This is a genomic window from Nonomuraea sp. NPDC005983 (assembly GCF_040614375.1).
In the GTDB taxonomy this organism is placed as follows: Bacteria; Actinomycetota; Actinomycetes; order Streptosporangiales; family Streptosporangiaceae; genus Nonomuraea.
Window position 1 is genome coordinate 12179 of record NZ_JBEXUP010000087.1, and the last position, 25244, is coordinate 37422.

General features: G+C 69.9%; 23 protein-coding genes. 10 read left to right on the forward strand and 13 right to left on the reverse strand.

The window, feature by feature from the left end; all coding sequences use genetic code 11:
- The first annotated feature begins 8 nt into the window (after positions 1-8).
- The 3 genes from nadE to ABZ297_RS30905 all read left to right on the forward strand — a co-directional run bounded on the left by nadE (position 9) and on the right by ABZ297_RS30905 (position 3395).
- A complete protein-coding gene (nadE, locus tag ABZ297_RS30895; protein WP_355353247.1) occupies positions 9-839 on the forward strand; it encodes an ammonia-dependent NAD(+) synthetase in 831 nt (276 codons plus the stop codon).
- A gap of 361 nt (positions 840-1200) precedes the next feature.
- Positions 1201-2409, forward strand: a complete 1209-nt coding sequence (locus ABZ297_RS30900; protein WP_355353250.1) for a cytochrome P450 — start codon at positions 1201-1203, stop codon at positions 2407-2409.
- A gap of 227 nt (positions 2410-2636) precedes the next feature.
- Positions 2637-3395, forward strand: a complete 759-nt coding sequence (locus tag ABZ297_RS30905) for a class I SAM-dependent methyltransferase (RefSeq protein WP_355353253.1) — start codon at positions 2637-2639, stop codon at positions 3393-3395.
- A 120-nt stretch (positions 3396-3515) separates the two neighbouring features.
- On the opposite strand, the gene ABZ297_RS30910 is transcribed toward ABZ297_RS30905, so the two are convergent.
- The 4 genes from ABZ297_RS30910 to ABZ297_RS30925 all read right to left on the reverse strand — a co-directional run bounded on the left by ABZ297_RS30910 (position 3516) and on the right by ABZ297_RS30925 (position 7205).
- Positions 3516-3911, reverse strand: a complete 396-nt coding sequence (locus ABZ297_RS30910) for an SSI family serine proteinase inhibitor (RefSeq protein ID WP_355353256.1) — start codon at positions 3909-3911, stop codon at positions 3516-3518.
- A gap of 39 nt (positions 3912-3950) precedes the next feature.
- On the reverse strand, positions 3951-5150 hold the full coding sequence (locus ABZ297_RS30915; protein WP_355353259.1) for a hypothetical protein: 1200 nt from the start codon (positions 5148-5150) through the stop codon (positions 3951-3953).
- A gap of 172 nt (positions 5151-5322) precedes the next feature.
- A complete protein-coding gene (locus ABZ297_RS30920; protein WP_355353262.1) occupies positions 5323-5970 on the reverse strand; it encodes a response regulator transcription factor in 648 nt (215 codons plus the stop codon).
- The gene (locus ABZ297_RS30925) at positions 5955-7205 is read right to left on the reverse strand and encodes a histidine kinase (protein ID WP_355353265.1); all 1251 of its coding nucleotides are present in this window, start codon (positions 7203-7205) and stop codon (positions 5955-5957) included. Before ABZ297_RS30925 ends, ABZ297_RS30920 begins: the two co-directional genes overlap by 16 nt.
- A 234-nt stretch (positions 7206-7439) precedes the next feature.
- On the opposite strand from ABZ297_RS30925, the gene ABZ297_RS30930 reads away from it, so the two are divergent.
- Positions 7440-7880, forward strand: coding sequence for a hypothetical protein (locus ABZ297_RS30930; RefSeq protein WP_355353268.1), 441 nt, complete (start codon positions 7440-7442; stop codon positions 7878-7880).
- Positions 7881-7951: 71 nt separating this feature from the next.
- Here the strand turns inward: ABZ297_RS30930 and ABZ297_RS30935 are convergent, their stop codons facing one another.
- The 3 genes from ABZ297_RS30935 to ABZ297_RS30945 form a co-directional block, all read right to left on the reverse strand.
- Positions 7952-8083 (reverse strand): hypothetical protein, encoded by a 132-nt coding sequence (locus ABZ297_RS30935; RefSeq protein WP_355353271.1) that lies wholly within the window; start codon positions 8081-8083, stop codon positions 7952-7954.
- 71 nt (positions 8084-8154) lie between these two features.
- Positions 8155-8778 carry a response regulator transcription factor gene (locus ABZ297_RS30940; RefSeq protein WP_355353274.1) on the reverse strand — a complete coding sequence of 208 codons (624 nt, stop codon included), beginning with the start codon at positions 8776-8778 and terminating at the stop codon, positions 8155-8157.
- Complete coding sequence (locus ABZ297_RS30945; RefSeq protein ID WP_355353277.1) at positions 8775-10001, reverse strand: sensor histidine kinase; 1227 nt, start codon at positions 9999-10001, stop codon at positions 8775-8777. Before ABZ297_RS30945 ends, ABZ297_RS30940 begins: the two co-directional genes overlap by 4 nt.
- Positions 10002-10200: 199 nt before the next feature.
- Here ABZ297_RS30945 and ABZ297_RS30950 point away from each other — a divergent pair, with 199 nt between their 5' ends.
- On the forward strand, positions 10201-10758 hold the full coding sequence (locus tag ABZ297_RS30950) for a heme-binding protein (RefSeq protein ID WP_355353280.1): 558 nt from the start codon (positions 10201-10203) through the stop codon (positions 10756-10758).
- Between the two features lie 98 nt (positions 10759-10856).
- The gene (locus ABZ297_RS30955) at positions 10857-11531 is read left to right on the forward strand and encodes an ankyrin repeat domain-containing protein (RefSeq protein WP_355353283.1); all 675 of its coding nucleotides are present in this window, start codon (positions 10857-10859) and stop codon (positions 11529-11531) included.
- Between the two features lie 253 nt (positions 11532-11784).
- On the opposite strand, the gene ABZ297_RS30960 is transcribed toward ABZ297_RS30955, so the two are convergent.
- The 4 genes from ABZ297_RS30960 to ABZ297_RS30975 all read right to left on the reverse strand — a co-directional run bounded on the left by ABZ297_RS30960 (position 11785) and on the right by ABZ297_RS30975 (position 18529).
- Complete coding sequence (locus ABZ297_RS30960) at positions 11785-14961, reverse strand: amidohydrolase family protein (protein ID WP_355353286.1); 3177 nt, start codon at positions 14959-14961, stop codon at positions 11785-11787.
- Positions 14962-15239: 278 nt separating this feature from the next.
- Positions 15240-15956 carry a MerR family transcriptional regulator gene (locus ABZ297_RS30965; RefSeq protein WP_355353289.1) on the reverse strand — a complete coding sequence of 239 codons (717 nt, stop codon included), beginning with the start codon at positions 15954-15956 and terminating at the stop codon, positions 15240-15242.
- Positions 15957-15998: 42 nt separating this feature from the next.
- Positions 15999-17420 (reverse strand): serine hydrolase domain-containing protein, encoded by a 1422-nt coding sequence (locus ABZ297_RS30970; RefSeq protein ID WP_355353292.1) that lies wholly within the window; start codon positions 17418-17420, stop codon positions 15999-16001.
- 101 nt (positions 17421-17521) lie between these two features.
- Positions 17522-18529, reverse strand: coding sequence for a HAMP domain-containing sensor histidine kinase (locus ABZ297_RS30975; protein ID WP_355353295.1), 1008 nt, complete (start codon positions 18527-18529; stop codon positions 17522-17524).
- A gap of 12 nt (positions 18530-18541) precedes the next feature.
- Here ABZ297_RS30975 and ABZ297_RS30980 point away from each other — a divergent pair, with 12 nt between their 5' ends.
- Complete coding sequence (locus ABZ297_RS30980; RefSeq protein ID WP_355353296.1) at positions 18542-19219, forward strand: response regulator transcription factor; 678 nt, start codon at positions 18542-18544, stop codon at positions 19217-19219.
- Between the two features lie 4 nt (positions 19220-19223).
- Here the strand turns inward: ABZ297_RS30980 and ABZ297_RS30985 are convergent, their stop codons facing one another.
- Positions 19224-20513 (reverse strand): HAMP domain-containing sensor histidine kinase, encoded by a 1290-nt coding sequence (locus ABZ297_RS30985; protein WP_355353298.1) that lies wholly within the window; start codon positions 20511-20513, stop codon positions 19224-19226.
- Between the two features lie 148 nt (positions 20514-20661).
- Positions 20662-22479, reverse strand: coding sequence for a glycosyltransferase (locus ABZ297_RS30990; RefSeq protein WP_355353301.1), 1818 nt, complete (start codon positions 22477-22479; stop codon positions 20662-20664).
- 313 nt (positions 22480-22792) lie between these two features.
- Here ABZ297_RS30990 and ABZ297_RS30995 point away from each other — a divergent pair, with 313 nt between their 5' ends.
- The 3 genes from ABZ297_RS30995 to ABZ297_RS31005 form a co-directional block, all read left to right on the forward strand.
- The gene (locus ABZ297_RS30995; protein ID WP_355353304.1) at positions 22793-24016 is read left to right on the forward strand and encodes a hypothetical protein; all 1224 of its coding nucleotides are present in this window, start codon (positions 22793-22795) and stop codon (positions 24014-24016) included.
- Positions 24017-24071: 55 nt separating this feature from the next.
- Positions 24072-24503, forward strand: coding sequence for a BlaI/MecI/CopY family transcriptional regulator (locus tag ABZ297_RS31000; RefSeq protein ID WP_355353307.1), 432 nt, complete (start codon positions 24072-24074; stop codon positions 24501-24503).
- Positions 24504-24506: 3 nt separating this feature from the next.
- The coding region (locus tag ABZ297_RS31005) for a M48 family metalloprotease (RefSeq protein WP_355353310.1) at positions 24507-25244 on the forward strand (738 nt) is incomplete at its 3' end.

The following is a 25244-nucleotide window of genomic DNA, read 5'->3' on the forward strand; positions in this document are numbered from 1 at the left end:
GAGCAACCGTGACCGACCTGGCGTGCACATCCCTGCAGCAGGAGATCGCCCGGGATCTCCAGGTGAGCGCGTTCTTCGACGTGCAGCAGGAGATCGAGCGCCGGGTGGCCTTCCTCGCCGATCAGCTGACCTCCACGGGCCTGCGCTCGTTGGTGCTGGGCATCAGCGGCGGCGTGGACTCCATGACCGCGGGCCGGCTGTGCCAGCTCGCGGTCGAGCGGGTCCGTGCCGCCGGGCGGGAAGCGACGTTCTTCGCGATGCGGCTACCGTACGGCGCCCAGGCCGACGAGAAGGACGCGCAGCTGGCGCTGGAGTTCATCCGGCCCGACCAGGTCCTGACCGTCGATGTGAAGTCCGCCAGCGACGCCGCGCTGGAGGCGGTGCTGGCCAGCGGCATGGTCTTCCGCGACGCGCACCACCAGGACTTCCTGCACGGCAACATCAAGGCCCGGCAGCGCATGATTGTTCAGTACGCGGTAGCGGGCGCGCACGAAGGCCTGGTTGTGGGCACCGACCACGCTGCCGAGGCGGTTTCGGGCTTCTTCACCAAGTTCGGCGATGGCGCGGCCGATGTGGTTCCGCTCACCGGCCTCACCAAGCGGCGCGTACGGGCCATGTCGCAGGCTCTGGGGGCGCCGTCCGCGCTGATTCAGAAGACCCCGACCGCGGACCTGGAGACACTGAGCCCGGGCAGGCCCGACGAGGAGGCACTGGGCGTCACCTACGACGACATCGACGACCTCCTGGAAGGCAAGCCGGTCGATGAGGCCGCTTTCGTGGCCATGGTCCGCCGCTACCGGCTCACCGAGCACAAGCGACAGCTGCCGATCGCCCCCTGAGCCGGCCCCTCGTCAGCCGGGTTTCGAGCCGGCCGCTCGGTCGCGGCGCCGCCGGTGCCCGCCTCCGTCAGTGTTTCAGCTGCACCGCCCTCAGGGCTGACCCTGCCGTCTGGCGCTTTGCTGGGCGAGGCGGTGCGCCGAGCGATCAGTGTGAGCATCCGGGAGAGGCCGGCAACGTCCACTACCTGCGGGAATGTCGCAGACGGCGGCTGGTGCCGACCTTGCCGACAGGCCGTGTCAGCGGCCGTGTCAGCACGGCAACAGCCCGGTATCAGAGCGGTCGGCGATGGTGGATGCCATGAACGGTTCCGCCCGCACCACATGCTCGGCGTGCAGCCGGCTCGCGAGATAAGGAAATGTCATGAATGAATCCCTCCACACCGTCACGGCGATGCCGACGACGCGTCAGCCCGGCTGCCCCTTCGACCCGCCCAAGGAGCTGATCCAGGCGCGCGAGCACGGCCCGATCAGCCGCTTCCCCTTCCCTGACGGACACGAGGGCTGGCTGGTCACCGGCTACGACCTGGTCCGGTCGGTCCTGGCCGACCCGCGGTTCAGCTCGCGCAAGGAGCTCATGCGCCACCACCCGCTGTTCGACCTCGGCGAGATCGAGGTGCCACCGGCGCCGCCCGGCGAGTTCCTGCTCATGGACGAGCCGCAGCACAGCCGCTACCGCAAACCGCTGGTAGGCAAGTTCACCGTCCGGCGGATGCGACTGCTCACCGAGCGCGTCGAGCAGGTCACCGCCGAGCACCTGGAGGCGATGGAGAAGGCCGGGCCGTCGGCGGATCTGGTGACCGCGTTCGCCAAGCCCATCCCCGCCATCATCATCTGTGAGCTGCTGGGCGTGCCGTACGAGGACCGGGGCTCCTTCCAAGAGCACATCGACAAGTTCCTCGGCGGGGAGGTCAGCGACGAGGACCTGATCGCGGCCTACACCGCGACCCAGCAGTACCTCGCGGAGCTGGTGGCCGCCAAGCGCGCCAACCCCACCGACGACGTGCTCAGCGACCTGCTCGACAGCGATCTGACCGACGAGGAACTGCGGGGGATCGCCCTGATCCTGCTGTCGGCCGGGTTCGACACCACCGCGAACATGCTGGCGCTGGGCACCTTCGCGCTGCTGCAGAACCCGGAGCAGCTGGCGGCGCTGCGCGCCGAGCCTGCGCTCACCGAACCGGCCGTGGAGGAGCTGCTGCGGTATCTGAGCGTCGCCAAGCAGTTGTCGAGGGTCGCGCTGGAGGACGTCGAGCTGGGCGGCCAGACCATCAAGGCCGGCTCGACGCTCATCCTGTCGTACGCCACCGCCAACCGCGACCCCGAGCGCTTCACCGACCCCCACGTGCTCGACCTGCGCAGGCAGGACGGCGGGCACCTGGCTTTCAGCCACGGCATCCACCAGTGCCTGGGCCAGCAGCTGGCCCGCGTCGAGATGCGCGTCGCGCTTCCCGCGCTGCTCAACCGCTTCCCCACGCTGCGCCTGGCCGTACCGGCTGAAGAGGTTGCCCTGCGCCCGGAGACCGCGGACATCTACGGGGTCAAGAGCCTCCCGGTCACCTGGGACGTGTGACCGCGAGCCGGTGACGGGCGAGGCCGCCTACGGCCCGCCCGCCACCGCTGTGGCTGCTCGCGCGCGCCGGCCAGCAGCGGCCCGGCCAGCGGGAACGCCGACTCCACCGCGGACATCGCCCCATCCGGTCCCTTGCGGCGTGACGCGACACCACATATCGTCCCGATGTATCAAGTCGATATATCGGGCAGACGGCTTGCCGTGGCCCGGCTCACGAGGGGGCTGTGATGAGACGGATCGACTACGACACGGAGCAGTACCAGGACTACGCGCGTGGCCGTGCGCTCGCCGAGCAGCAGCTGCAGACATGGATCAGCGCCTTCGGAGCGGCGCTGCCCGAGCGGCGTCCGCTGGCGGGGCTGGACGTCGGCTCAGGGACGGGCCGGTTCACCCCCGCGCTGGCGCGGGCGTTCGGGCCAGTTACCGGCGTCGAGCCGTCGGTCCGCATGCGCGAGATAGCGCAGGCGCAGTCCCAGCATCCCGGTGTGCGGTATCTGGCAGGCTCCGCCGAGGACATGCCAGTGCCGTCCGGCAGCGCCGACTACGCTCTCATGTTCTTGTCCTGGCACCACGTCCAGGACAAGCCGCGGGCGGCACGGGAGCTGGCCAGGGTGCTCAGGCCCGGCGGGCGGCTGCTACTGCGCGCGAATTTCAGCGACCACCATCCCAGGCCGTGGTGGCTGGAGCACTTCCCCCGCGGCTTTGAGGTGGACGCCTCGCTGTTTCAGCCGCTGCACGAGGTCATCGCGATGTTCACGTCGGACGGCTGGCGCGTCGCCGGCTTCGGCATGGTGACCGAGCCGTCCTCCGGCACCCGCGGCGACATGCTCGAACGGCTGCGCCTGCGCACTCTTTCGTTCTTCGCTCAGCTCAGTCCCGACGAGCTGGAGGCCGGCTTCCGCCGCCTGGAGCAGGTTGTTGCCGCAGATCCCGGCGCACCAGCGCCTGTGTTCTCAGAGCCGCTGCTCACGCTCGAACGGTGCTAGTCAACTCGTGCGCCGGCCCCATCTGGTGGGCGGCGTCACGAGCGCGGCCTGAGAGGGCGGCCTGAGAGGGCGGAACATGCCGCCTGGACCGTCGGCTCCGGGCGGCATGTTCGTATGCGTTCAGAAGCGGAAGACCAGGCCAGTAGCGGCGTCGAGCTTGCAGGAGTTGTCGAAGGTCTTCTGCCAGGAGATCGGCCTGCCACGCCAGGTGCCGGTGGCGCTCGCGGTGACCGGGTTGTGCTCCTCGCCGCAGGTGCGGGGTGCGACGGGGAGTGCGTTGAGGTCGCCGCCGGCGGTGTCGATGGCGGCGCAGGCCTCCTTGGCGTGGGGGTGGTAGCCACTGGGGGCGGGGACGCAGGTCAGCTGGACGCTTCGGACCCAGCCGTGCCCATTGCCGCTGACGGTCAGGTTGAGCCCCTGGTCGGAGGCTGCGTGCGCGACGGTGGCGGCGAAGCCGAGGAGGGGTAGGGCCGCGATGGCGGCGGCGGCAGCGGTGGGAATCGGGGCAGGACGCATGGCTCTCCCAAATGATCGTCACTCTATGTAGTCATAACATTACATGGAGTTACGATATGACTGTCGGTCCAGGCCCGGTGCCAATTCAAGGCGGACCATTACTTCCGCAGCTACCTGTTGAACCGACCGGCCGTCAGTGTCGATGCGCAGATCGCCTGCTCCAGCACGGTCGAGCGCCTCGGCCTCGCGCGCCGCCTGCTCGGCGACGCGGCGCAGGGCGCTCTGGTCCAGCCCCTTCATCTGGTCACCCGGCAACGCTGGCCCGCCTCCCCTGCCACGCTGCGCGACGCGCCCGAGCAGCGTGGCAGGGGACGCGTGGAGACGGCACACCGTCAGCGCCATATCGGGAAGCAAGTCGGCGTAGCCGCGGACGGTTTCGTCGGAGTCGGGCTCCCCGGAGACGATCAGATACTCGGCCCCAACCGCGCGATATCGGGCCCAGAGGGCCGCGAGATTGCGGGTCTTGAGGCGGTACCTGTCCGCATCGTCGTCCGCGGAGAGACGCAGTGCGGCGATCTGCTTCACGTCGACATAGGCAACTCGCACGCCGGCCCGGTAGATGTGCCTGAAGACCTCATAGCCGATCGTGGATTTCCCGACCGCCGTTGCACCGGAGAACCACAGCAGGGGAACCTTCGCCGAAGCAAGGACGGCATCAACCTGCGGCGGCGGCGTGTCATCCTGGCGATCGACGAGGCCGCGGGGCGTCGCGGCGGGACGGGCCCACGGCCATCCCCCCATCCGCTCACGCACCAACTGGGCCACCTCGGACACCGCCAAGCCGTCGGTATCCACGCACACGTCGGGGAAGCGGCCACGATCCAGCGCCTCCGCCTCAGCCACGGCCTCTTCGACCAGATCCGGACGCCATCCTCGCGCAAGGAACCGTTCCCTCAGCTCAGCGCTGGCGACCCGCAGCCGGCACAAGGAGAACATGGCGTCGGGAAGAAGGCCGGTGTACTCGCGAACCTCCTCCGGAGTATCGACAAAACCAGCAAGGACCAGGCATTGCATACCTTCCCGCTGCAAGTTGGCCCACAAGGCGGCCAGGTTGTGCGCACGGATTCGATGGGTGCCACCCTCCGGTGCGGGATAGCACAGGCTGATCTGGTCGCTGTCGACAAAAGCCGCCTTGACGCCGCTGCGGCTCAGTTGCGCGAATATCTCCCAGCCCACGGATGACTTCCCGACACCCGAAGGTCCCGACAACCAGAGCAAAGGAAGAAGATCGGTACCCATTCGCGCGACATTAGCGGGCTACTCCTGAAGTCGGCGAGCATATTTCGCCGAGCTCGGGCGCTGAGTGTTCGTCAATCAGCGCCCGACCAGGGGGCGTGACGTACGAGGACGTTCCGCCGCCACCTGATCTGCGACAGAGCCGTTGACTGGGCGCACCCGCCCGAGAAGCACGTCAGGGCTTGTTCAGGTAGGTGAGGACGGCGAGGACGCGGCGGTTGTTGTTGTCGTCATCGGTGATGCCGAGTTTGTCGAACATGGAGGTGGTGTACTTGCTGATGGCGCTTTCACTGAGGAAGAGCCGCTGGCCGATGGCCTGATTGGACAATCCTTCGGCCATGAGGCTGAGCACGGAGTATTCGCGTTCGGTGAGCCGTTCGAGCCGTCGGTTCGAGGACCCGCTGGACAGCAATTTGGCGATGACAGCTGGGTCCATGGCGGTCCCGCCGCCGGCGACGCGTTCCAGAGCATCGATGAACTGATCGGCGTCGAACACGCTCTCTTTGAGGAGATAGCCGATGCCGCCGGAGCCGTCGGCCAGGAGTTCGCGGGCATACAGCTGCTCGACGTGCTGAGAAAGGATCAGGATCGGCAGTCCGGGCAGTTCGCGGCGGGCGGCAAGAGCCGCCCGCAGGCCCTCATCCGACTGGGTCGGCGGCATGCGGACGTCGACGATGGAAACATCCGGCCGCCACTTCAGCAGCGCGTCGAGCGTCTCAGGCCCGGTGGTCGCCGTCGCCACCACCTGGTGTCCGTACGCCTCGATGAGGCGGATCATCCCGTCGCGCAGGAGGTAGAGGTCTTCGGCTACAACGATTCGCATGGCACCACCATCTTCACATGGGTCGGACCGCCTGCCGGACTGGTGATCTCCAGAGTGCCGTCGAAGACCGCGAGGCGGCGGTGCAGCCCCGCAAGTCCACCGCCGGCTCGCACGCCGGCCCCACCCCGGCCGTTGTCTTCGACATCGACGACGATGCCGGTGTCGTCCCGGGCGATGGAGATCCGCGCCCGGGTCGCATGGGCGTGCTTGACCGCGTTGGTCAGCAGTTCGGCGACTCCGAAGTACAGGGCGGACTCGATCGGCGGGTCCAGGCGTAGCTGGACGTCGGCGCTGACAGCCGCTTCGAGCGGGCTGTCCAAGGCCAGAGCGCGAACGGCGTCGATGAGCCCTCGCTCGCTCAGCACCGGCGGGTTGATGCCCTTGACCAGCTCGCGGAGCTCGGTCAGTGACGTGGCGGCGCCGGCTCGCGCTTGCCGCAGCAGCGCCCTGGCCTGGTCGGGGTCGGTCTCCATCAGCTTCTCCGCAGTCGCCAACGAGAGCCCGAGCGAGACCAAGCGTGCCTGCGCTCCGTCGTGCAGGTCCCGCTCGATCCGGCGGATCTCGGCGGCCTGCGCGACCGTCGTATCCGCGCGCTGGGCCGTCAGCTCATCCACCCGGTCCGCCAGCGCCATCGCGGACGACGCGCGCAGGAAGCGGACGGCCACCGGCTCGATGGACCGCCAGGCGTACGGGGCACTCGCGACCGCCACGATCAGGCCGAGCACCCCGGCAAGGCGCGCGGGTAGCGCTGATTGGCTGAGCCCGAGGACCGCCGCCACCACTGCGGCCGGCGGGATGGCCGTGATCAGGCCCACGGTGATCGGCGCGATCCCGGCGAACCGCAGATCACGCCAGCTGGCGGGGTCGCTCCACCGTGTCCGCCACCGCTGCTCTTCGTGGGCTCGCTTGCTGGAACGCGTATAGGAGAAACCGTTCCACCAGTACCCGGTCGACATGCGGGCCACCGGCCCGGCCTGCCGATATCCGGCGGGGATGACGGTGCCCGTCCACTTCGCGACGAGGTGGCGGAACATCCGGCAGACCTGGCGAGACAGGGCGAAAGTGCCAAAACACGCCCAAAAGATCGCCGGTATCCAGGTCCCTCCACCCCACCAGATCCCCAGCGCCACGGCAGCCGCCCACACGGCCGGGACCAGCATGCTGACGGCCACCACGACGCACGCTCGCACGAACCCCACACAGGCACTCGCCACCCACGACACCAGCTGTCGCATGATCCTTCCTTCTCACTTCATGACCCGACCGTGGCACCGCGTCTCCTGCGAATGCGCCGATCTGGCCGGTACGGCTTGGCGTTTCCACTGTGCACCGCACGGAGCCTGGCCCCCGCCGGATCGGCGCTGAAGTAGGCCTGGCCCCACCCACCCGTACGTCCAGGCCGATACCGCGCCACCCGTGCGCTCCCTAACGTCGACACCACGCCAGACGACGTAAAGGAAGGACGAGACATGGAAACCACCACTCACACCACGGCCGAGGCCGCCCCCCTCGACCACCCACGCACCCGACGAGCCTTCGGCAAGGTGAAGATCCTCGTCGCGGCCTACGGCGCGCTCAGTGCCGCGGTCCTCATCACGGTCGCCATCCTCGCGATCAACGACCAAACGGTGACCTCGTTCATGTGGGGCCGATCAGCCGGAGTGCTCGCGAGCGCCGCCGTGACCTACTGGCTGACGGTCCTAGCCTCACGGGGAGCACGATGGGCCTATCTCCGCGTGCGCATCATCTCGATCATCATGCCGCCCGCGATCATCGCCATCGACCTGATCCCCGGTATCCTCCCGGCGTGGTTCGTCATGATGCAGGCCGCATGCGCCCTCGCCATCGCCGCAGCCGCTTTCATCGTCAACGGGTCCCGACTGCGTGCCGCCTTCCCCAGATCACGCTGACCACCTCAGTACCTGCATGCTCCCCGAGCTCGAAGTGCACCCAGCCGAAATGGGGGCCGGCAAAACTCCTGTCACAAGGTACACGCGATCGCGTCAGCGCAGATCAGCCCCCCGGCATCGGCGGCCATCCGGGTGGCCCAGCGCATGGTCGGCGGCAGGTTCTCGTTGTCCGGCAGTGCGGCGAGGGCGCTCTGAAGGGCCACCGCGGCGATGGCCGTCGCCGCGGTGATGTCGTCGATGCCTTGTGGCGTGACGTCGAGGAGCTCTCGCCGTTTCAGGGAAGCCTGATGAGACGCCGCTCGACCGCGGCGGTGACCGCGGCGGTGCGCGTCTCCACGCCCAGCTTGCTGTAGATGTGCACCAGATGGGTCTTGACCGTCGCCTCGGTGATGAAGAGCCGCCTGGCGATTTCGCGGTTGCCCTCGCCGCTGGCCAGCAGCTCCAGGATCTCGACTTCGCGGGCGCTCAACGCGGTGCCGGGGTCGCGCATCCGCTTCATCATCCGGGTCGCCACCTTGGTGGACAGCACGGTCTCGCCCCTGGCCGCGGCCCGGATGCCCTGGAACAGTTCGTCCGGCGGGCACGCCTTGAGCAGGTAACCGGTGGCCCCCGCGTCGATGGCCCGCATGATGTCCGCGTCGCTCTCGTACGTCGTCAGCACCAGGACCTGCGGCGGTGAGGGCAACTCCCGGATCCGCCGGGTGACCTCCACCCCGTCGATGCCGTCGCCGAGCTGCAGGTCCATGAGCACGACATCCGGCTCGCGCGCCGTGATGCCCCGCAGCGCCTCCGCCCCGCCGGCAGCCTCGCCGACGATCTCCATGTCGGGCTCACCGCCGAGCAGCGCCACCAGTCCCGCCCGGACCACTGGATGGTCGTCCACCAGAAACAGCCTCATCGCGTGCCCACCCGACCTGCCGCGCCATCCCTGTCATCCGCTCGCGCCCCGTGCGGGACATGAGGTGCCTCGGCGGTCCACTTGACGGGGACCGTGGCCGCGACCGCCGTGCCCTCGCCGGGAACGCTCTCGACGACCAGGAGGCCGTCCACCTCCGCCAGCCGGTCGCGCATCGCCCGCAGCCCGTATCCCCGGCCGGGGGCCGGGGTGGGCTCGGTGAATCCGACGCCGTGGTCGAACACGTCCAGCGTGACCTCGCCGTCGAGGTAGGACAGGGTCACCACGGCCGTTCCCGCGCCAGAGTGGTCGCGGACGTTGGCCAACGCGCCCTGGGCGACCCGGAGCAGCGCCGCCTGGACGTCAGGCTCCAGCGGGTAGGGCTCGCCCTCGCGCCGGAAGCGCACGTCCAGCCCGGCATCGTCATCGGCGCTCGCGCACAGCCGGGCGAGCGCCTCGGGCAGCGAGGCGTCCACCAGAGCCGGGGGCTGGAGGTCGCGGACGAACCGCCGGGCCTCGTCCAAGTTCTCCGCCGCGGCCGCGGCGGCCCGCCGTACGTGGGCGTGGGCCAGCTCCGGATCGGACGCCCACATCCGGTCGGCGGCCTGGAGGAGGATGCCCATGCTGGTCAGCCCCTGGGCGAGGGTGTCGTGGATCTCCCTGGCCAGTCGCTCGCGCTCCTCCAGGACGCCGGTCTGGTGCCGGGACTCGGCCAGCGTCCCCCGCGTGCTGATCAGGTCGTCGATGAGGAGCTGCCGGGCGACACTCTCACGCCGGAGCTCCCAGAAGATCACCGTTGTCATGGTGGCGACGCCGATCGGCGCGAGAATCAGGCTGGGGTCGACCTCCTGAGCGATCTTGAGCTGCGCCGCGATCACAACCAGTGTGAGGGCCGCGGTGGCCACCGCGAAACCGCGGGCGTTCAGCAACCGCAGACACAGGAAGAGCAGGGGAACCGCGCACCAGCTGAACGACGGCGCGAGTACCACCAGCGCGAGCCAGACCGCGGCCACGGCCCCCAGCCAGACCAGGCCACGCCTGCGCCCGAGGTGGTTCCAGAAGGCGATGCCGGCCGCGTAGGCCAGGGCGAGGAGGCCGCAGACGGCCAGCGCGGCGACGGTCCGCGGGTTCACGCCGTGCCGCGACACCAGCCGCAGGGCGGATGCCACGATCAGCAGGTAGAACCCCACATGCATAGCCCAGTTGAGCCAAATACGTTCCCTCATCGCCCTCCTTGTCCGGTCCGCTCCGACGTTATCTCCTGCCGAGGATCGGACCCACCGGGACGGCGGCGCATCAACCGATCGGTTGACCGCCGTCTCAACCGCTCGGCGCCCAGCAATCGTCCATGCTCGCGATGGCCTGAGGCGACGCCGCCGGAAAGCTGGAGTGTGCCCGATCCCACCATGCTGAACTGGAGAAACAATGACAGGTTCCGCCCGCTCCCGCTTGATCGCCGGCACTGTTTCGGGGCTGGCCATCATGGCCGGCACCCTCGGCGTCGGCACCGCCGTCACCTCTCCCGCGCAGGCCGCTCCCGCCGCGAGCGGACTCGCTGCGCCGGCCGTCGTGCAGACCGGCGTGCTCTCCGCCGACGCCGCCCTGAAGATCGCCGATGCCGCGATGAAGGAGGCCGTCAAGCAGAAGCAGCGCGTCACGGTCGCGATCGTCGACCGATCCGGCGCGACTCGGCTGGTGCTGAAAGGCGACGGCGCAGGCCCGCAGACCGAGGAGTCGGCCAGGCGCAAGGCCTTCACCGCGGTCTCTTTCGGCAGGACGACCAGTGAGCTCGGCAAGGGCGTGACCGGCGGGGGCGTGAGCATCGCCGACATCCCCGGCACCCTCTTCCTCGCCGGTGGCGTTCCCGTCGCCTCCGGTGACGCCCCCATCGCGGGCATCGGTGTCGGCGGAGCGCCGAGCGGCGACATCGACGAGGCCATCGCCCAGGCGGGTCTCAAGGCGGTCGCCGGCCAGCTGCGCTGAGAACCCCGCCGCGAGCAGTCGTCGGGGCACCGATGAACCGCCGAACGACGCCGATCTTCCGCCGCCGAGTCCGGTGGTGTCGGGGAGGGACGATGTGGATGACGCGCCGAGCTATCCTGACCACCGGGCTCGGCCTGCTGCTCGCGGCGTGCGGTGGCTGCAAGGTGAGAGGAGAAGCTGTGCTCAACGAGGAACTACTGGCGCGTGCCGCGCGAGGTGACGCCGCGGGCGTCCGCGACGCGCTCGCGGCCGGGGCCGACATCGAGGCCCGCGACGGGCTCCGTCGCACCGCCCTGCTGCTTGCCGTGGCGGCCGACCACATCGAGGCCGCCGACGTGCTGGTCGCGGCCGGCGCTGACCCGAACGCCCAGGACTCCAACCAGGACACGCCCTGGCTGGTCACCGGCGTCACGGGAAGCGTCGCGATGCTCAAGACCCTGCTCCCGGCGCGGCCGGACCTGACCATACGGAACCGCTACGGCGGCATCTCGCTCATCCCGGCCTGCGAGCGCGGGCACGTGGACTACGTTCGCGAGGTGCTGAAGACCGGCATCAACGTCGACCACGTCAACGACCTCGGCTGGACCGGCCTGCTGGAAGCCGTCATCCTCGGCGACGGCGGCCTCCCGCACCAGGAGATCGTCGCCCTGCTCATCGCCGCCGGCGCCGACGTCAACCTCGCCGACCGCGACGGCGTCACCCCGCTCGCCCACGCCCTCGCCAAAGACCAGACCAAGGTGGCCGCCCTCCTCCGCGCAGCCGGAGCACGCTGACGCAGCCGGCGTTCAGTGCCTTGGGCGCCCCGGGTAGGGCGGCCCAGAAGCGGTCGAGTGCCCGGCCGAGTCCCTTGGCCTGGCTGGTTCGCGGCGGCATCGAGCAGGTCGGCGCAGGGCCCGCACGGTGTCCTGGCTGAGGTGGCCACGAGGCCTCTGGCATCAGGGTCTTCTTGGTCGACGAACCCGCTACCAGAGGCCTCACGACATATCGGTCACGATCTACGCAACCTGTCTTTTAGCCGGGCCCTGGCTAGTGGTGGTCGTGGTCGCAGGAGACGCGGGCCTTCTCCAGCTCGGCGGGGTTGTTCCACCAGAAGCCTGCGGTGCTCGGGTGGGCGGGGACGCGGGCCTTGACCTTGCCGCGGGGGGCCGAGGCGCGGGGCGCAGCCTGGTCGGTGGCCGTGGACGACGGGTACGGCGCGAGCAGTTGCTCGACCGTGTGGTGCGTCCCGCCGACGATGACAGCGGTGACGTTCGCGGCGTCCTCGATTCTGGACAGGGGATCGCCGTCGACGATGGCCAGGTCGGCATACATGCCCTTGCCGATCCTGCCCAGCGGTTGGCCGAGGTACGCCCCGGACGTGCTGGTCGCGGTGGTGAGCGTCTCCAAGGGGGTCAGGCCGTACTTGACCATGGCTCTCAGGTTCATGTGCAGGCTGACCCCGAGGTGATCGATCGGTGCGTCGGTGCCGGCGGTGACGACGCCGCCGCCGCGGACCATCGCCACCAGCTGCGCGACCTGGTTGGCCAGGTTCGCCCTGGTCACCGTCTGATCGGTGGTCTGCGCGGAGGTGACCGACGCCTGTAGCTTGGCCATCCGCCAGTTCGGATAGAGCCTGCGGGTCCGTTCGTCGGTGACCAGCGAGGTGTCCTCCTTGTAAAGGGTGCTGGAGCTGAACAAGGTGGGGGTGCGGGCCATCTTCGACGCGTTGAACATGGAGATGACGTCCGAGTATCCGGAGCCGACATTGGTGACGGTGCGTGAGTAGCCGAACCGGTTGGTCGCGCCGACATGCTCGGTCTGGTCGCCGCCCATCGCGATCGCCGGGTAATGGTAGTGGGACGTGACCTGTTTGCCGTTACGGTGGGCCCAGTCGATGACCTGCTTGTGCCAGACGACCGGCAGCCGCACGTAGCACTTCATCAGGTCGTAGTCGAGGTTGGCGGCCCGGTCGAGCTCGAGTCGCAGCTGGTCGTTGGAGAACGTCGGGCGCATGAAGTTGTAGTAGATGCGCGGTCCGTCGATGGCTTCGCCGGTGCCCAGGTAGCGCGGCGCGAGCCTGGCTCCGGACTGGACCGACTCACGCTCCTCGACCATGTGGTAGGCCGGCGAGCCGGGGGAGCGGGTCGTCGTGATGCCGAGGGCGAGCCACAGCGGGCCCTGCCGTGACCCGTAGGCGTAGCCCTGCATTTCGCGGTGGTGGTGGATGTCGATCAGCCCGGGCATGACGAACTTGTCGCTGGCGTCGATCAGGGTGCCAGGCCGTCCGTCTCGGTGCGGCTCGATTGCGGTGATGCGCTGGCCGCGTACGACAATGTCGACGTCTCGGGCGACGGTCGCGGAGACGCCGTCCCACATGCGGCTGGCGTGAACGACGACCTGGTCGGGGCCGGGGGCGTTGCGCCAGAACAGCTGCACCGGGATGGACCGGCCGGACCTGCCGTCGACGCGGACGGTCTTCAGCCGTCCGCCGTTCAGATAGAGCAGGGTGGTGGAGTCGCCGGTCCAGGTCGGGGCGTCGGACAGCTCTCGGGTGACCTGACGGGCCGGGCCGGTGGGACGTCCGGTCTTGTCGACGGGCAGGACCCACAGGAGCGACTCCATGGCGAAGGCGAGCATGGTGCCGTCCGGTGACCAGACGGGACCGTCGTCGCCGCGGGTCTGCAGGGACCGGTGCGGGGCCGGGTCGACGTAGGTACCTGCACCTGTTGCCCGGTCGACGAGAAGGATCTTGGACAGGCCCTCACGGTAGCGTCGCGAGTACGGCACGACCGCGGCTAAGGCGATCGTCTTCCCATCCGGCGACCAGGTCGGCCGGCCTGGTTCGAAGGTGGCGTCGAAGACCTTCTGGATGTCGCCGGTGGCGACGTCGAGGACCCACAGCGCGCCGTCCTCGTCCAGGTAGGCCATCTCCTTCCCATCCGGTGACCACCGGACCGAGAGGGCGGCGGAGTCGGTCAGGTGGGTCAGCTGCCGGTCGGTGCCGCCGGCCAGGTCGCGGACCCAGATGTTGAGGGTGCCGGTGCGGTCGGTGACGAAGGCCAGCTGCCGCCCGTCTGGGGAGAAGTCCGGGTCGGCCTTCCACCATCGGTCGCGGAACAAGGGGATCGGCTTGTCCCCGATCCGCATCAGGTAGATGTCGTTGAGGGCGCGGAAAGCGATGGCGGACCCGTCCGGGGACACCGTCGGGCTGCCGATGCCGACGACCGGGAACGCGCCGGGCGCGTCGAAGACGCGGACCCTCTTCTTGTAGGCCGGAGTGGTCGCGGTCAGCGCGGCGGTGAAGCCGATCGTGCCGGCGGACGTGGAGCCGAGGCGGCGGGCCCGGACGGTGCCGGCGGAGGTGTAGAAGTAGCGTCCATCCGGGGTGAACCGGGCGCGGAACGGGAAGACCTCCTCGCCGGTGACGAGCGCGCCCGCGGTGCTGGCCAAGTCGTTGGCCCCAGCTCGGAAGAGATGGTAGGCGATGTCGGTTCCGTTCGGCATCCAGGACGGCTGGTGGATGACCTGGCCGGCGGGGACGGTGACTGCGGTGCTGCGGGCGCCGGTGGCCACGTCGACGACGTCGATCCTGGTGTCGGCGACGACGAACGCGACTTTGGTCCCGTCGGGTGACCAGGCCGGCTCGTACTCCTCGGCGGACGTGTCGGCCAGGACACGGGTCGCACCGGTGGCGATGTCCAGCAGGTGGATGCCGTAGCTGCCGCCGGCATCGGAGGAGTAGACGATGGTGCGCCCGTCCGGGCTGTACCGGGGCTCGCGGTGGTCGAACGGGCCGGTGGTCAGCTGGGTGATCGCGGATCCGTCGGGCCGGATCGTCCACAGGTTGAAGACCCCGTCGCGGTACGACTGGAACACGATGGTGGACCCGTCCGGAGACCAGTCGGGTTGGGCGATGTCGTACAGGTCGCTGGTGAGCCGGCGGGCGGTGCCGCCGGAGGCTGAGCAGATCCAGAGGACGCCGAGCATGTCGAGGGCGAGGCTGCGACCGTCGGGGGAGGGGGCGACGGCGAAGTCGGTGCCAGACGCGACGGAGGTGTTGCCGCCGTCGCCGAGGACGTCGTCGGCCCGGGCGCGCGTGGCGGTGGTGGGGATGAGCGCGGCGGCGAGGGCTCCGGCGCCGCCGGCCAGGACGGTCCGGCGTGACGGACGGATCGCGAATCCAGTGGGGATGGGGGCGTCGGGAGAGGCGGAGGTGGGGGGCATTGGGACGTTTCCTCCTATACCGCACTTCGTCGGACAATTTTGGCGGTCTTCGGATCATGGCCTCGAAGCGGACGTCCAGCAGTGCCCGGTGGCGCTCGGTTCGGCGAGTGGACGCCGGTTGCCGCCCAACGGCACGCGGAGCACGCCGAGCGGTAGATACACGCCTGTGAGCGGTCGGCCGTCTACGGCGCTGCGGGCGCCGGCGGGCAGTGGGCGTACGGCGCCCTGTGTTCGTCACGCATCATCGGCCCGGGCCTCTACCGCCCCTTCGAACGAGGCTAGCCTTGCATGAGTTGGGCGAGGCGGTCCCAAGCTGGGGATGAGGCTCCGGGCTGGGATGCCGCCAGCCGTGCGAAAGCCGCGTTGTGGACGGGGCGGGTCTCGGATCGGCTGTGATGATCGGTGAACCAGGTCTGCGTACGGTCCGCGAGGGCGGGGAGGCGGGGATCGTTCGGCGGCCAGTCGTAGGCGGCGTCATGTTCGAGGTAGAGGACGCGGAACTCGGGATCGGTCATGAGCTCGCGTTTCTCGGCGATCCACAGTGAGGCGTCCTCGGGTGAGGCCGTTTGCATAAGGATCCAGCCGTCGCGTTCCAGGTGCATCTGGCGCTCGCTGACGCCGAGTCCGCGCAGATCGTCGAGATAGTCGGCGACCTCCGGGGAGACGAAGAGCCGGTCGTCGCCGCGCAGCTGGGCGAGTTGATCGCGGGTTCGCCGCAGCTGCGCGATGCGGTCTTGGAGATTGTGGTCGATCTCGGCGATGGCCGCCGTGAGCGCGTCCGGGTCGGCGTCAAGAAGGTCTTTGATGCGGGCCAGTGGCACGCCCGCATTGGCCAGGGTTCTGATCTTGACGAGGTCGATGGCGTCCTTGGCGGTGTAGCGCCGGTAGCCGGACGAGTCGCGGTCGGGCTCGGCGAGCAGACCGCGCTCGTGATAGTGGCGGATGGCTTTGATGGTCACCCCGGCGTAGTCCGCGAGCCGGCCAATCGTGATCACGCTGGACGTCCTTCCACTCGGTGATCAGGTCATTCGGAACGGTCAAGCCCGTCGGGTCAGGCGGCCGCCGCCGTTGCGGAAGCGCGCTTGGCCGTCGCGGACGTCGTGGTAGGAGACGAGCAGCAGTCGAAGGTACCCGTCGAACGTCTCCAGTGGGTATCCGGCGGGCGCGAAAAGGCCGGGCCGGATCGGCACGTAGCGCTGTGGCGGGGCGGAGGTCATGCCGCCGGCGAACTCGGTGAAGATCTGCTTCTGTGATTCGTCCGCCGGTTCGTAGGTCGTCCGCTCCTCGAGCTGACCTTCGGCGATGCTGACGTCGATGCGGAGCTGATGGGAACGGTAGGTGCCCACGTATGGGGTGAGGTCGACGTCCTGCTCCGATTCGGTGACCAGAGTGCGGATCTGGACGCCGAGATGCTCGCTCAGGAGCCACTGCAGGATCTGGTCCTGCAGCATGATCGCCCCCGAGGTGTTGCCGAAGGCGGTGAAGACCAGGTCGTGTTCGGGTGCGACGCACAAGATGGACACGCCGCCGGGCGACGCGCCTGACATGGCGAGGACGGTCGTGTCGCCGAACGGGTATCGCACCCAGCCCAGGCCCATCGGCGGGACGTTCGGGGTCGCCATGTCGTGTGAGACCTGCTGCATCAGCGCGGTCGACTCGGTCGACAGGACACGTGTGCCGGAGGGGGACACACCGCCCGCGAGGTGGGTGCGTCCGAAGGCGAGCAGGTCGGCGACGGTGCCGATCGGCGTGCCACCGGCCGGCCCCCAGGTGTCGGGCAGCATGAACATGCCTGTGGGCTTGGCCGCCATGGTCTCGGGGTCCAGGAAGTGGCCGACAGCCGTGCCGCGCAGGATGGCCTGCTCGGCTGAGGTGCTGGAGTCCTTCATGCCGACGGGTGCGTAGACATCGCGCTCGAGCAGGTCGGGGAAGGGCGTGCCGGTCACCACTTCCAGTAGGCGGCCAGCAACGATCATGCCGCCGTTGGAGTAGCTGAGCTGCTCGCCAGGTACGAACAGGGTGCCGCAGCTGCTCGCGAGGCCGTTGACGTAGGTCTTCAGGGCGTCGCGGCCCTTGGCGTCGGGGAAGAACAGGTCCGCATCGATGCCGTTGGTGTGTGAGATCAGGTGGCGGACCAGGATCTTGTCCGCCGCGCCCGGTGCGGTCAGGGCGAATTCGGGAAGGTGCTCCACCACCGGCGTGTCGAGGTCCAACAGCCCACGGTCGACCTGCTGCAGGACCAGCGTGGTGGTCAGGACCTTGGTGACAGAGCCGAAGAGGAATCCGGTGTCTTCGAGCATCGGTGCGCCGGTGGCGACGTTCGCGGTGCCGTGGGCGACGACGATCTGCTCGCCGGCGTGGTAGACGCCGGCGACGAACCCGGGGACGTTGTTGGACTCGCAGTAGGCGGCGGCCTGCTCGCGGATCTGGGCTTCGACGGTGTGCAGTGCGTTGCTCATGCGGACCATCGTCGAACCCTGACCTTGGGGCAAGGTCAAGCCCGGAATGAGGAGAATGCTGGTTCGGGGTTTCTGTACTTCCTGTACGCCGGCACCTGACGTTAGGGACGGCTCGGATGAGATCCGCGCGAGAACCGCACGGTGATGGACAAGCCGCCTTCTGGGCGTGCGCTGGTGGTGAGGGTGGCGTGGTGAGCTTGCGTGACGGCGTTGACGATGGCGAGGCCGAGGCCGTAGCCGTCGCGGCTGCCATGACGATCAGGCGCCAGTTTCTGGAACGGGTGAAAGAGGCGCTGGATCTGATTGTCGGGGATGACTGGCCCGCTGTTGGTGACCGTAAGGGCCACCTGCGTGCCGGAGGTCTGCGTGGTGACCTTTACCTGCCCGTCCGCGTGGTTGTGGCGGATGGCGTTGTCGACGAGGTTGGCGACGAGGCTTTCGATCAGTCTGGGGTCTCCGGACGTCACTGCGGGCGTCAGGTGTTCGGTGAGGTCAATGCCTTTCTGCGTTGCTTGGTCGCGGCGGGAGGCGAGCACGCCTTCGACGACGTGGGCGAGGTCGAGGGTGTCCCGGCGGGTGACGCCGCGCTCGCTGGTGGCCAGAGCGAGCAGTGCTTGGACGAGCCGCTCCTGGTGTCCGCCCAGAGCGAGGGCCTCCTGGCAGGCCGAACGCAGGGTGTCGGTGTCGGCATCGGGGTCGGCGAGAGCGACTTCAAGCAGGGTACGCAGGCCGGCCAGAGGGGTGCGCAACTCGTGGGAGGCGTTGGCGACGAAGTGGCGTTGGGCGTCGAAGGAGGCCTCAAGGCGGGCGAACAGGTCGTCGAGGGTGTGGCCGAGCTCGGTCAGCTCGTCCGTGGGATCGCCGAGGTCAAGGCGCCGGTGGAGGTCGCCGGCGGAGATGATTGTGGCGGTGGCGGTGATGGCGCGCAGCGGATGCAGGAACCGGCCGGCGACGAACCAGCCCAGAGCCAGGGCGACGGGAATCAGAAGGACCAGGGCGACGGCGGATCCCGTGAGGAGTTGGGGCGGCGACAGCCGTGCACCGCAGGAAGGTTTCACGTCAGGTTCCGCTCGCCTGAAGGCGCAGACTCCCTTGACGGGGCAGCCCATACCATCGGGCGCATGACGTGTGTGCTGGTCGTGGAGGACGACCTGGTCATCAGGTCCGAGCTGGTCGAGGCCCTGACCGCCCAGGGCTACGAGGCGGAGCCGGCCGCGGACGGGGCCGAGGCGCTGCGGGCGGCCGAGCGGCACCAGCCGGATCTCGTCCTGCTGGACCTGGGGTTGCCCGACGTTGACGGGGTGACCCTGTGCCGGCGGCTGCGCTCGAGGACACCAGACACGGTGATCGTCGTGCTCACGGCCCGCACCCAGGAGTTCGAGGTCGTGGTGGCGCTCGACGCGGGGGCCGACGACTACCTGACCAAGCCGTTCCGGCTGACCGAGCTCATGGCCAGGATCCGCGCCCACCTGCGGCGGCGCGGCCCCGCGCCGGGGGAGCGCATGTTGAGCGCCGGGCGGCTGCGGCTCGACGTCGCGGCCCGGCGCGCCTACGTCGGACAGGCGGAGCTGGCGTTGCGGCCCAAGGAGTTCGACCTGCTGACGGCGCTGGTCAGCCGGGCGGGCGAGGTGGTGACGCGCGAGCAGCTCATGGACGAGGTGTGGGACGAAAACTGGTTCGGCCCCACCAAGACGCTGGATGTGCACGTGTTCGCGCTGCGCCGCAAGCTGGCCGAGCAGGGGGAGGGGATGGAGCGGATCGTCACGGTGCGGGGGCGCGGCTACCGCTACGAGGCATGATCCGTCAGCTGTCGTGGCCGGGCAGCAGCAGGCTGAACAGCGGCGGGCTGATCCGGCTGAGCACCAGCCTGCCGCCCTCGGCCTCGGCCAGCGAGCGGGCCAGGGCCAGGCCGATGCCGTGGCTGCGGCCGCTGGCCCTGACGAACGGGTCCGCCCCTTCGGCCAGGCCCGGCCCATGATCACTCACCTCGACGGCCAGCCCGGGGCCCACGTCGGCGACGGTGACCATGACCTCTCCCTGGCCGTGGCGCAGGGCGTTGTCGAGCAGGACGCGCAGGATCTGCCGGACGGCCGCGGGCTGGGCCGTCACCGGCGGCAGCCCGGGCTCCACGGTGATGGTCAGGCGGCGGCCCTGCTCGGCCAGCGGGCCGTGCCACTCCTGCCGGACCTCCTCCAGCAGCGCATCCACGTCGAGCCGCTCGCTCGGCACGCGAGCGTCGCGGCTGAGCCGTACGAGATCGTCGATGACCTCCTGCAGCCGCTCGCCTCTGGTCAGCGCGGCCCGGACGGCCGGGGCCAGGTCCGCGCCGGGGCGGGACAGCGCCGAGTCCAGGCCGAGCAGCAGGCCGGTCAGCCCGGTGCGCAGCTGGTGGGAGACGTCGGCGCTGAAGGCCCGCTCGCGGGCGAGCACGTCGCCGAGGCGGCGCGCCGTCGACTCCAGCGCCTGCCCGGCCTGGTCTGCCTCACGCAGCCCGGAAGGGGAGGTGCGGACGCTGAAGTCGCCGCCGCCGAGCGCCTGCGCCGCGACGGTCAGCCGCTCCAGCGGGGTGGCGAGCCGGGCCGACTGGCGTACGGCAGCGGCCGCGGCCAGGGCGATCACGGTCAGTGCGAGCCCGCCCATGAGCAGCCATGCGTCGTGGATGCGCTCCTCGACTTCGGAGTTCGGCGTCGCGACGCGGATGACCAGCGCGGGGCCCTCGTCGGAGGGGACGGGTGCGGACACGGCCAGGAACCCGCCCTCCACCGTGTCGTGCACGCGGCCGTCCTTGCTGGAGGCGGCCAGGCTGGAGTGGGTGGGGCCGTTGCCGAACACCCGGGTGCCCTGCACGCTGTAGCCGCCGATGGCCAGCTCGCCTGACAGGCCGGTCGGCAGTTTCAACGGCACCCGCGGCTCGTCGGGGACCGCGGCGGCGACCCAGGCGGCGTCGCGTTGCAGCGCGGCCACCGTCTGGTCGTGGTAGAGCAGTTTCACCGCGACGGCCAGCGGCACCAGGAACAGCGCGACGGCCAGGGCGGTCACGCTCAAGATCACCACGAGCACCCGATGCCGCAGTGGCACGCCCTGTGCTGTCACCCCTCCAGCCTGGCAGAAGCAAGGTAAGCGCCCCGCTAACCCGTGGCTCAGCGGGCGCTGCCCGGCGTGCTCACAGCGTGACGACTATGAAGGTACGGCAGAGCGTCATCGCCCTGACCACGGCCGGGCTGGCGGCAGGCTGCGCGGCTCAGAGGCCCGCTTCCAGCTCGGCCAGCAGTTCGGTCCAGCGCCGGCCGATGACGTCCGGGTCGTACTGCTTGGAGGTGGCCAGCGCGGCCGTTCCCATCATGTGGCGCTCGTCCTCGTTGTCGAGGAGGACGCCGATCGCCGCGGCCAGGGCGGCGACGTCCCGCCGGGGGACGAGCAGTCCGTCGTGGCCGTGGGTGATGATCTCGCCGGGGCCGTGCGGGCAGTCGAAGGCGACGACGGGCACGCCCTTGCTCAGCGCCTCCAGGATGGTCATCGGGAATCCCTCGTGACGGGAGCTGAGCACGAAGACCGAGGCGTCGTCGAGCTCGGCACCGACGTCGCGCGAAGGGCCGGGAAGTTCGACCGAGCCGGTCAGGCCGAGCTCGCCGACCAGCTTGAGGAGGCGGGCGCGTTCTGGCCCTGAGCCGACAATGCGCAGCGTCCAGCCGGGGTGTACGGCGCTGGCCCGCTCCCAGGCGCGCAGGAGCAGGTCGAAGCCCTTGACCTTGACCAGGCGGCCGACAGCGATGACGCTCTTGGCGCTCAAGGGGGAGGGGCCGCCGGTGAGGGGCGGGGTGGCGTTGGGGATGCGCAGCAGGTGACGGGGCGCGCGGGGGCCCAGGGCCTCGTGGTAGGCGTCCAGGTCGGCCTCGGTCAGGGTGACGAGCGCGTCGAGCCTGCCGTACCTGCGGGAGATCATCTCGCGGACGGTGGGCTTGTGCGAGCCGAAGCCGACGTGCTCCTGCCCGATCGTGATCACGCCGGGCGGGGCCAGCAGGGCGGCGGCCAGATTGAGCCCGGGCCGGGTGCTGATCAGGACGCCGGTGCGCAGCCCGCGCAGGAAGCGCAGCAGGGCCAGGTCGCTGCGCAGGTCGAACCTGTCGTACGCGGCCTCGTCCGGCGGGATGAGGCGGCTGCGCAGCAGGCGTGCGAGCCGCGGACCGCGGGGGCGGCGGCCCATGCGGTCGTCCAGGAAGGTGACGTGAACGCCCGGCGGCACCTCGAAGAAGGGCCTGTCCTTGGTCTTGATGACGCTGATGATCTCCACGTCGTGATCGGCCGCCAGCGTGCCCGCGAGGTTGAAGGCGGTCCTGATGGTGCCGCCCATGCCGTGCGCGTGCAACAGGAGGATCTTCACCTGCCGGGTGCTGGGCAGGCTGGCCCCGCGCGCCCTGCGGCGGTTGTCCGCGCGCAGCAGGAGCACGCCGAGCCGTCGCGCGTTGGCGGCCAGGTGGATGGCGGCCGGAGTCAGGATGATCGAACCTAGGGTGTCGGTGGGATAGTGCGCCCCGAGATAGACCCTGGCGGTCATCTGGCCGGCCACGAGCACGCCGCCCGCCGCCACGACGGGCCAGAAGAACCGGGTCTTCCTGGCCAGCAACGCCACGGCGATCACGAACGACAGGGTCAGGCACACGTGACCGCTGGGAAAGCTGTCCGGGCCGAGCTCCTGCACCAGGGCGTGGAGCGCCGGGGGCCGGGGGCGGGCGACGACGACCTTGACCAGCGCGCTCACGCCCCACCCGGCGGCGATCACCAGCAGCGCGCCTCCGGCGTCACGCGACCGTCCCGAGACGGCGAGACCCACGACGAGTACGGCGGCCAGGACCGTTCCGACGACGGTGCCGAAGCCCACGTTCAGGACCTGCGCCAGTGCGGTCAGCCAGGGGCCGCGCAGCGACTGCACCGCCTGGGTCACGCTCGTGTCCGCCGCGGTCCACGCGGGCGTGCGCGCGGCGAAGCCGACGACCACCCCCAGGCAGACAAACGCGGCGGAGACCGGCACCCGGACTGTCGTTCTGCTGCCTGATCTCATGAACGCACGGTATGGAGGGACGTTACAGCGCCCGCTCAGCACTCGGTTAGCGCGGCGCTTACCTTCGCCGCCACGACGCACCGCGCAGGCCGGGTCTGGGCCAGGCGGCAGGCGCTCAGGACGTGGTTCGGGCTGTTCATCGGGCGCACCGGACGGCCGCGCTGCTGCTCGCCCGGTTTCGTCGAGGGCTTCCGGGCTGGCTGGCTCGATGGGGACGTTCCGTCCCTTGCTACTATTCGAGCGAGTAGTATCTGCTGCGGCTGGTGCTCCTGGGTGCCAGTGACCGTGTCCCTTCCCTGTCTGGAGCGTGCGCATGGTGTCCACCTCTGCCCCACCTCGGCGACGGCAGATGGCCAGCAAGGTGCCCCTGGTCACAGCGACCTTCTGGGTTATCAAGATCCTTTCGACGACGGTGGGGGAGACGTTCGCGGACTACCTCACGGTCAACGTCGGGCTCGGCCCGGTGCTGACCGATGGTCTGGTGTTCGCCGTCCTGGCGGCGGCCCTGGTCCTGCAGGCGTCCTCCCGCCGCTACACCCCGTGGATCTACTGGCTGTCCGTGGTCTTGGTGAGCATCTCGGGAACGCAGATCACCGACTTCCTCACCGACACGCTCGGGATCAGCCTGTACGTCAGTACGACGCTGTTCGCGGTGCTTTTGGCCGTGGTCTTCACCGTCTGGTATCGGCAGGAGATGACGCTGTCGATCACCGCGATCAACACGCCGCGGCGGGAGGCGTTCTACTGGGCGGCCATCCTGACCACCTTCGCGCTGGGTACCGCGGCCGGTGACCTGGCGACCGAGTCGTTGAGCCTCGGGTTCCGCAACGGTGCGCTGCTGTTCGGCGGCGGCTTCGTCCTCACTCTGGTGCTGTGGCGGGTCGAGGCCTGGCAGGTGCCGGCGTTCTGGGCCGCCTACATCCTCACTCGTCCCCTGGGGGCCGCGGTCGGCGACCTGCTCACCCAGGATCACTCGCTCGGCGGTCTCGGTCTGGGCGCGACCAGGACCAGCGTGCTGTTCTTCGCCGTCATCGTCGCGTTGGTCGTCCGTGAGCAGGTGGCCGCGGCCAGGGCTCGACACGCGGGCACGCACGCAGGGGGCAAGTCGGGCAGGGCGAGCCTGGGTCGGCCCGCGGACCTGGTGTGGGCTGCGGCCGGCATTGTCGCCGTCGTCGGGATCGGCGGCTGGATGTCAGCAGGCGCCGCAGGCCGGCCCGCCGGTTCTCCTGCGGCGGTCAAGCAGGCCTCGAGTCCCAAGCTCGGGGATCTGTCGTCCTTCGCCGTCATCATCGACGACGTCGACGCGCGCACCACAAAGGGCGACCTGGCCGGGGCGAAGGCTCGGATCAAGGATCTCGAGGTGGCCTGGGACGCCGCCGAGGCCGGTCTCAAGCCCCGCTCGCCGAGTGACTGGCACGCCCTGGACGGCGCGATCGACGGGGCGCTGACCGCGCTGCGGGCCGGCGCCCCGAGCCAGGCGCGATGTGGCGCGGCGATGACCACCCTCGAGAAGACCCTGAAGCACCTGCAGGTGTGAGCTCGCAGACGGTGCAAGCTACGATTGACATCTGTAGTAGTCGCCGGGGGTGGGAATGACCGAGTCGTCACGAAGGTCGGGCAGGCGTTCCCCGGGCGTCCTGGAGCAGGAGATCCTGGCCTGCCTGACCGAGGCCGGTCGGCCGCTGACCCCCGGTGAGGTGCAAACCCAGCTCGGTGGCGGGCTTGCCTACACCACCGTGATGACCACTCTCGCTCGGCTGCACAAGCGAGGGCTGGCGGAGCGGGAGCCCGCCGGCCGGGCCTACGCCTACCGGGTGGCCTCCGACGCCGAGGCGGCGCAGTCGATCGCCGTGGCTGCGCAGATGAGCCGGCTGCTCGGGAAGGGCGGCGACCGTGCCGGTGTCCTCGCTCACTTCGTCGCTGACCTCGGTCCCGAGGACGAGCAGCTGCTGACCGAGCTGCTGCGTGGCCTCGAAGACGGTCGTCAGGGGCGGGGGAGCGCCCGCCGGACATCGGGCGAGTAAGCGGTGGCGTGGCTGGTGTGGTCACCGCTGGTGGCCAATCTCGTGCTCGGCCTGCTCGGTCCGTGGATCGCGCGGACCCTGCACCCGGGGGTCGCTGTCCGGCTGGTTCCGGTCGCGATGGTGGTCGTGGCCATGGGCACGGGGACGGTGCTGACCACGCTGGGGTTCCTGTCATTCGCGCAGGTACCTGAGGTGGCGCTGCTCGGCAGCTGGTCCGCGAGCCGGCTCGGCGCCCAGCAGCCGTGGCCGGTGGCCGCCGAGGCGATGGCTGGGATCTGCGCCGCGCTGCTGCTCATCGCGGGTTTGCACACGACCTCGCGGATGGTTCGCGAGTTGGTCAGAGTCGCGGGTACGTCCCGGCGACTGGTACCGGGCCCTGATGGGGTCGTCATCGTGCCCGACGCCGTGCCGGACGCCTACACGCTTCCAGCCCTGCCCGGAACTCCCGCACGTGTTGTCGTGACGACCGCCATGCTGCGCGCTCTGGACGGTGAGGAGAGCCGGGTGCTGTTCGCCCACGAGGCGGCTCACGTCTCCGGCCGACACCACCTCTACGTCCAGGTGGCGCACCTCGCCTCCGCGGCCAACCCTCTCCTGCGCCCCACCGCCCGCTCCGTGCGGTTCGCGGTCGAGCGAGCCGCAGATGAAGCCGCGGCGCGCAGGCTCGGCGACCGTCGGCTGGTCGCCCGCGCGCTGGCCCGCGCGGCACTCGCCAAAGCCGCCGCGCTGCGCGCCGGTGAC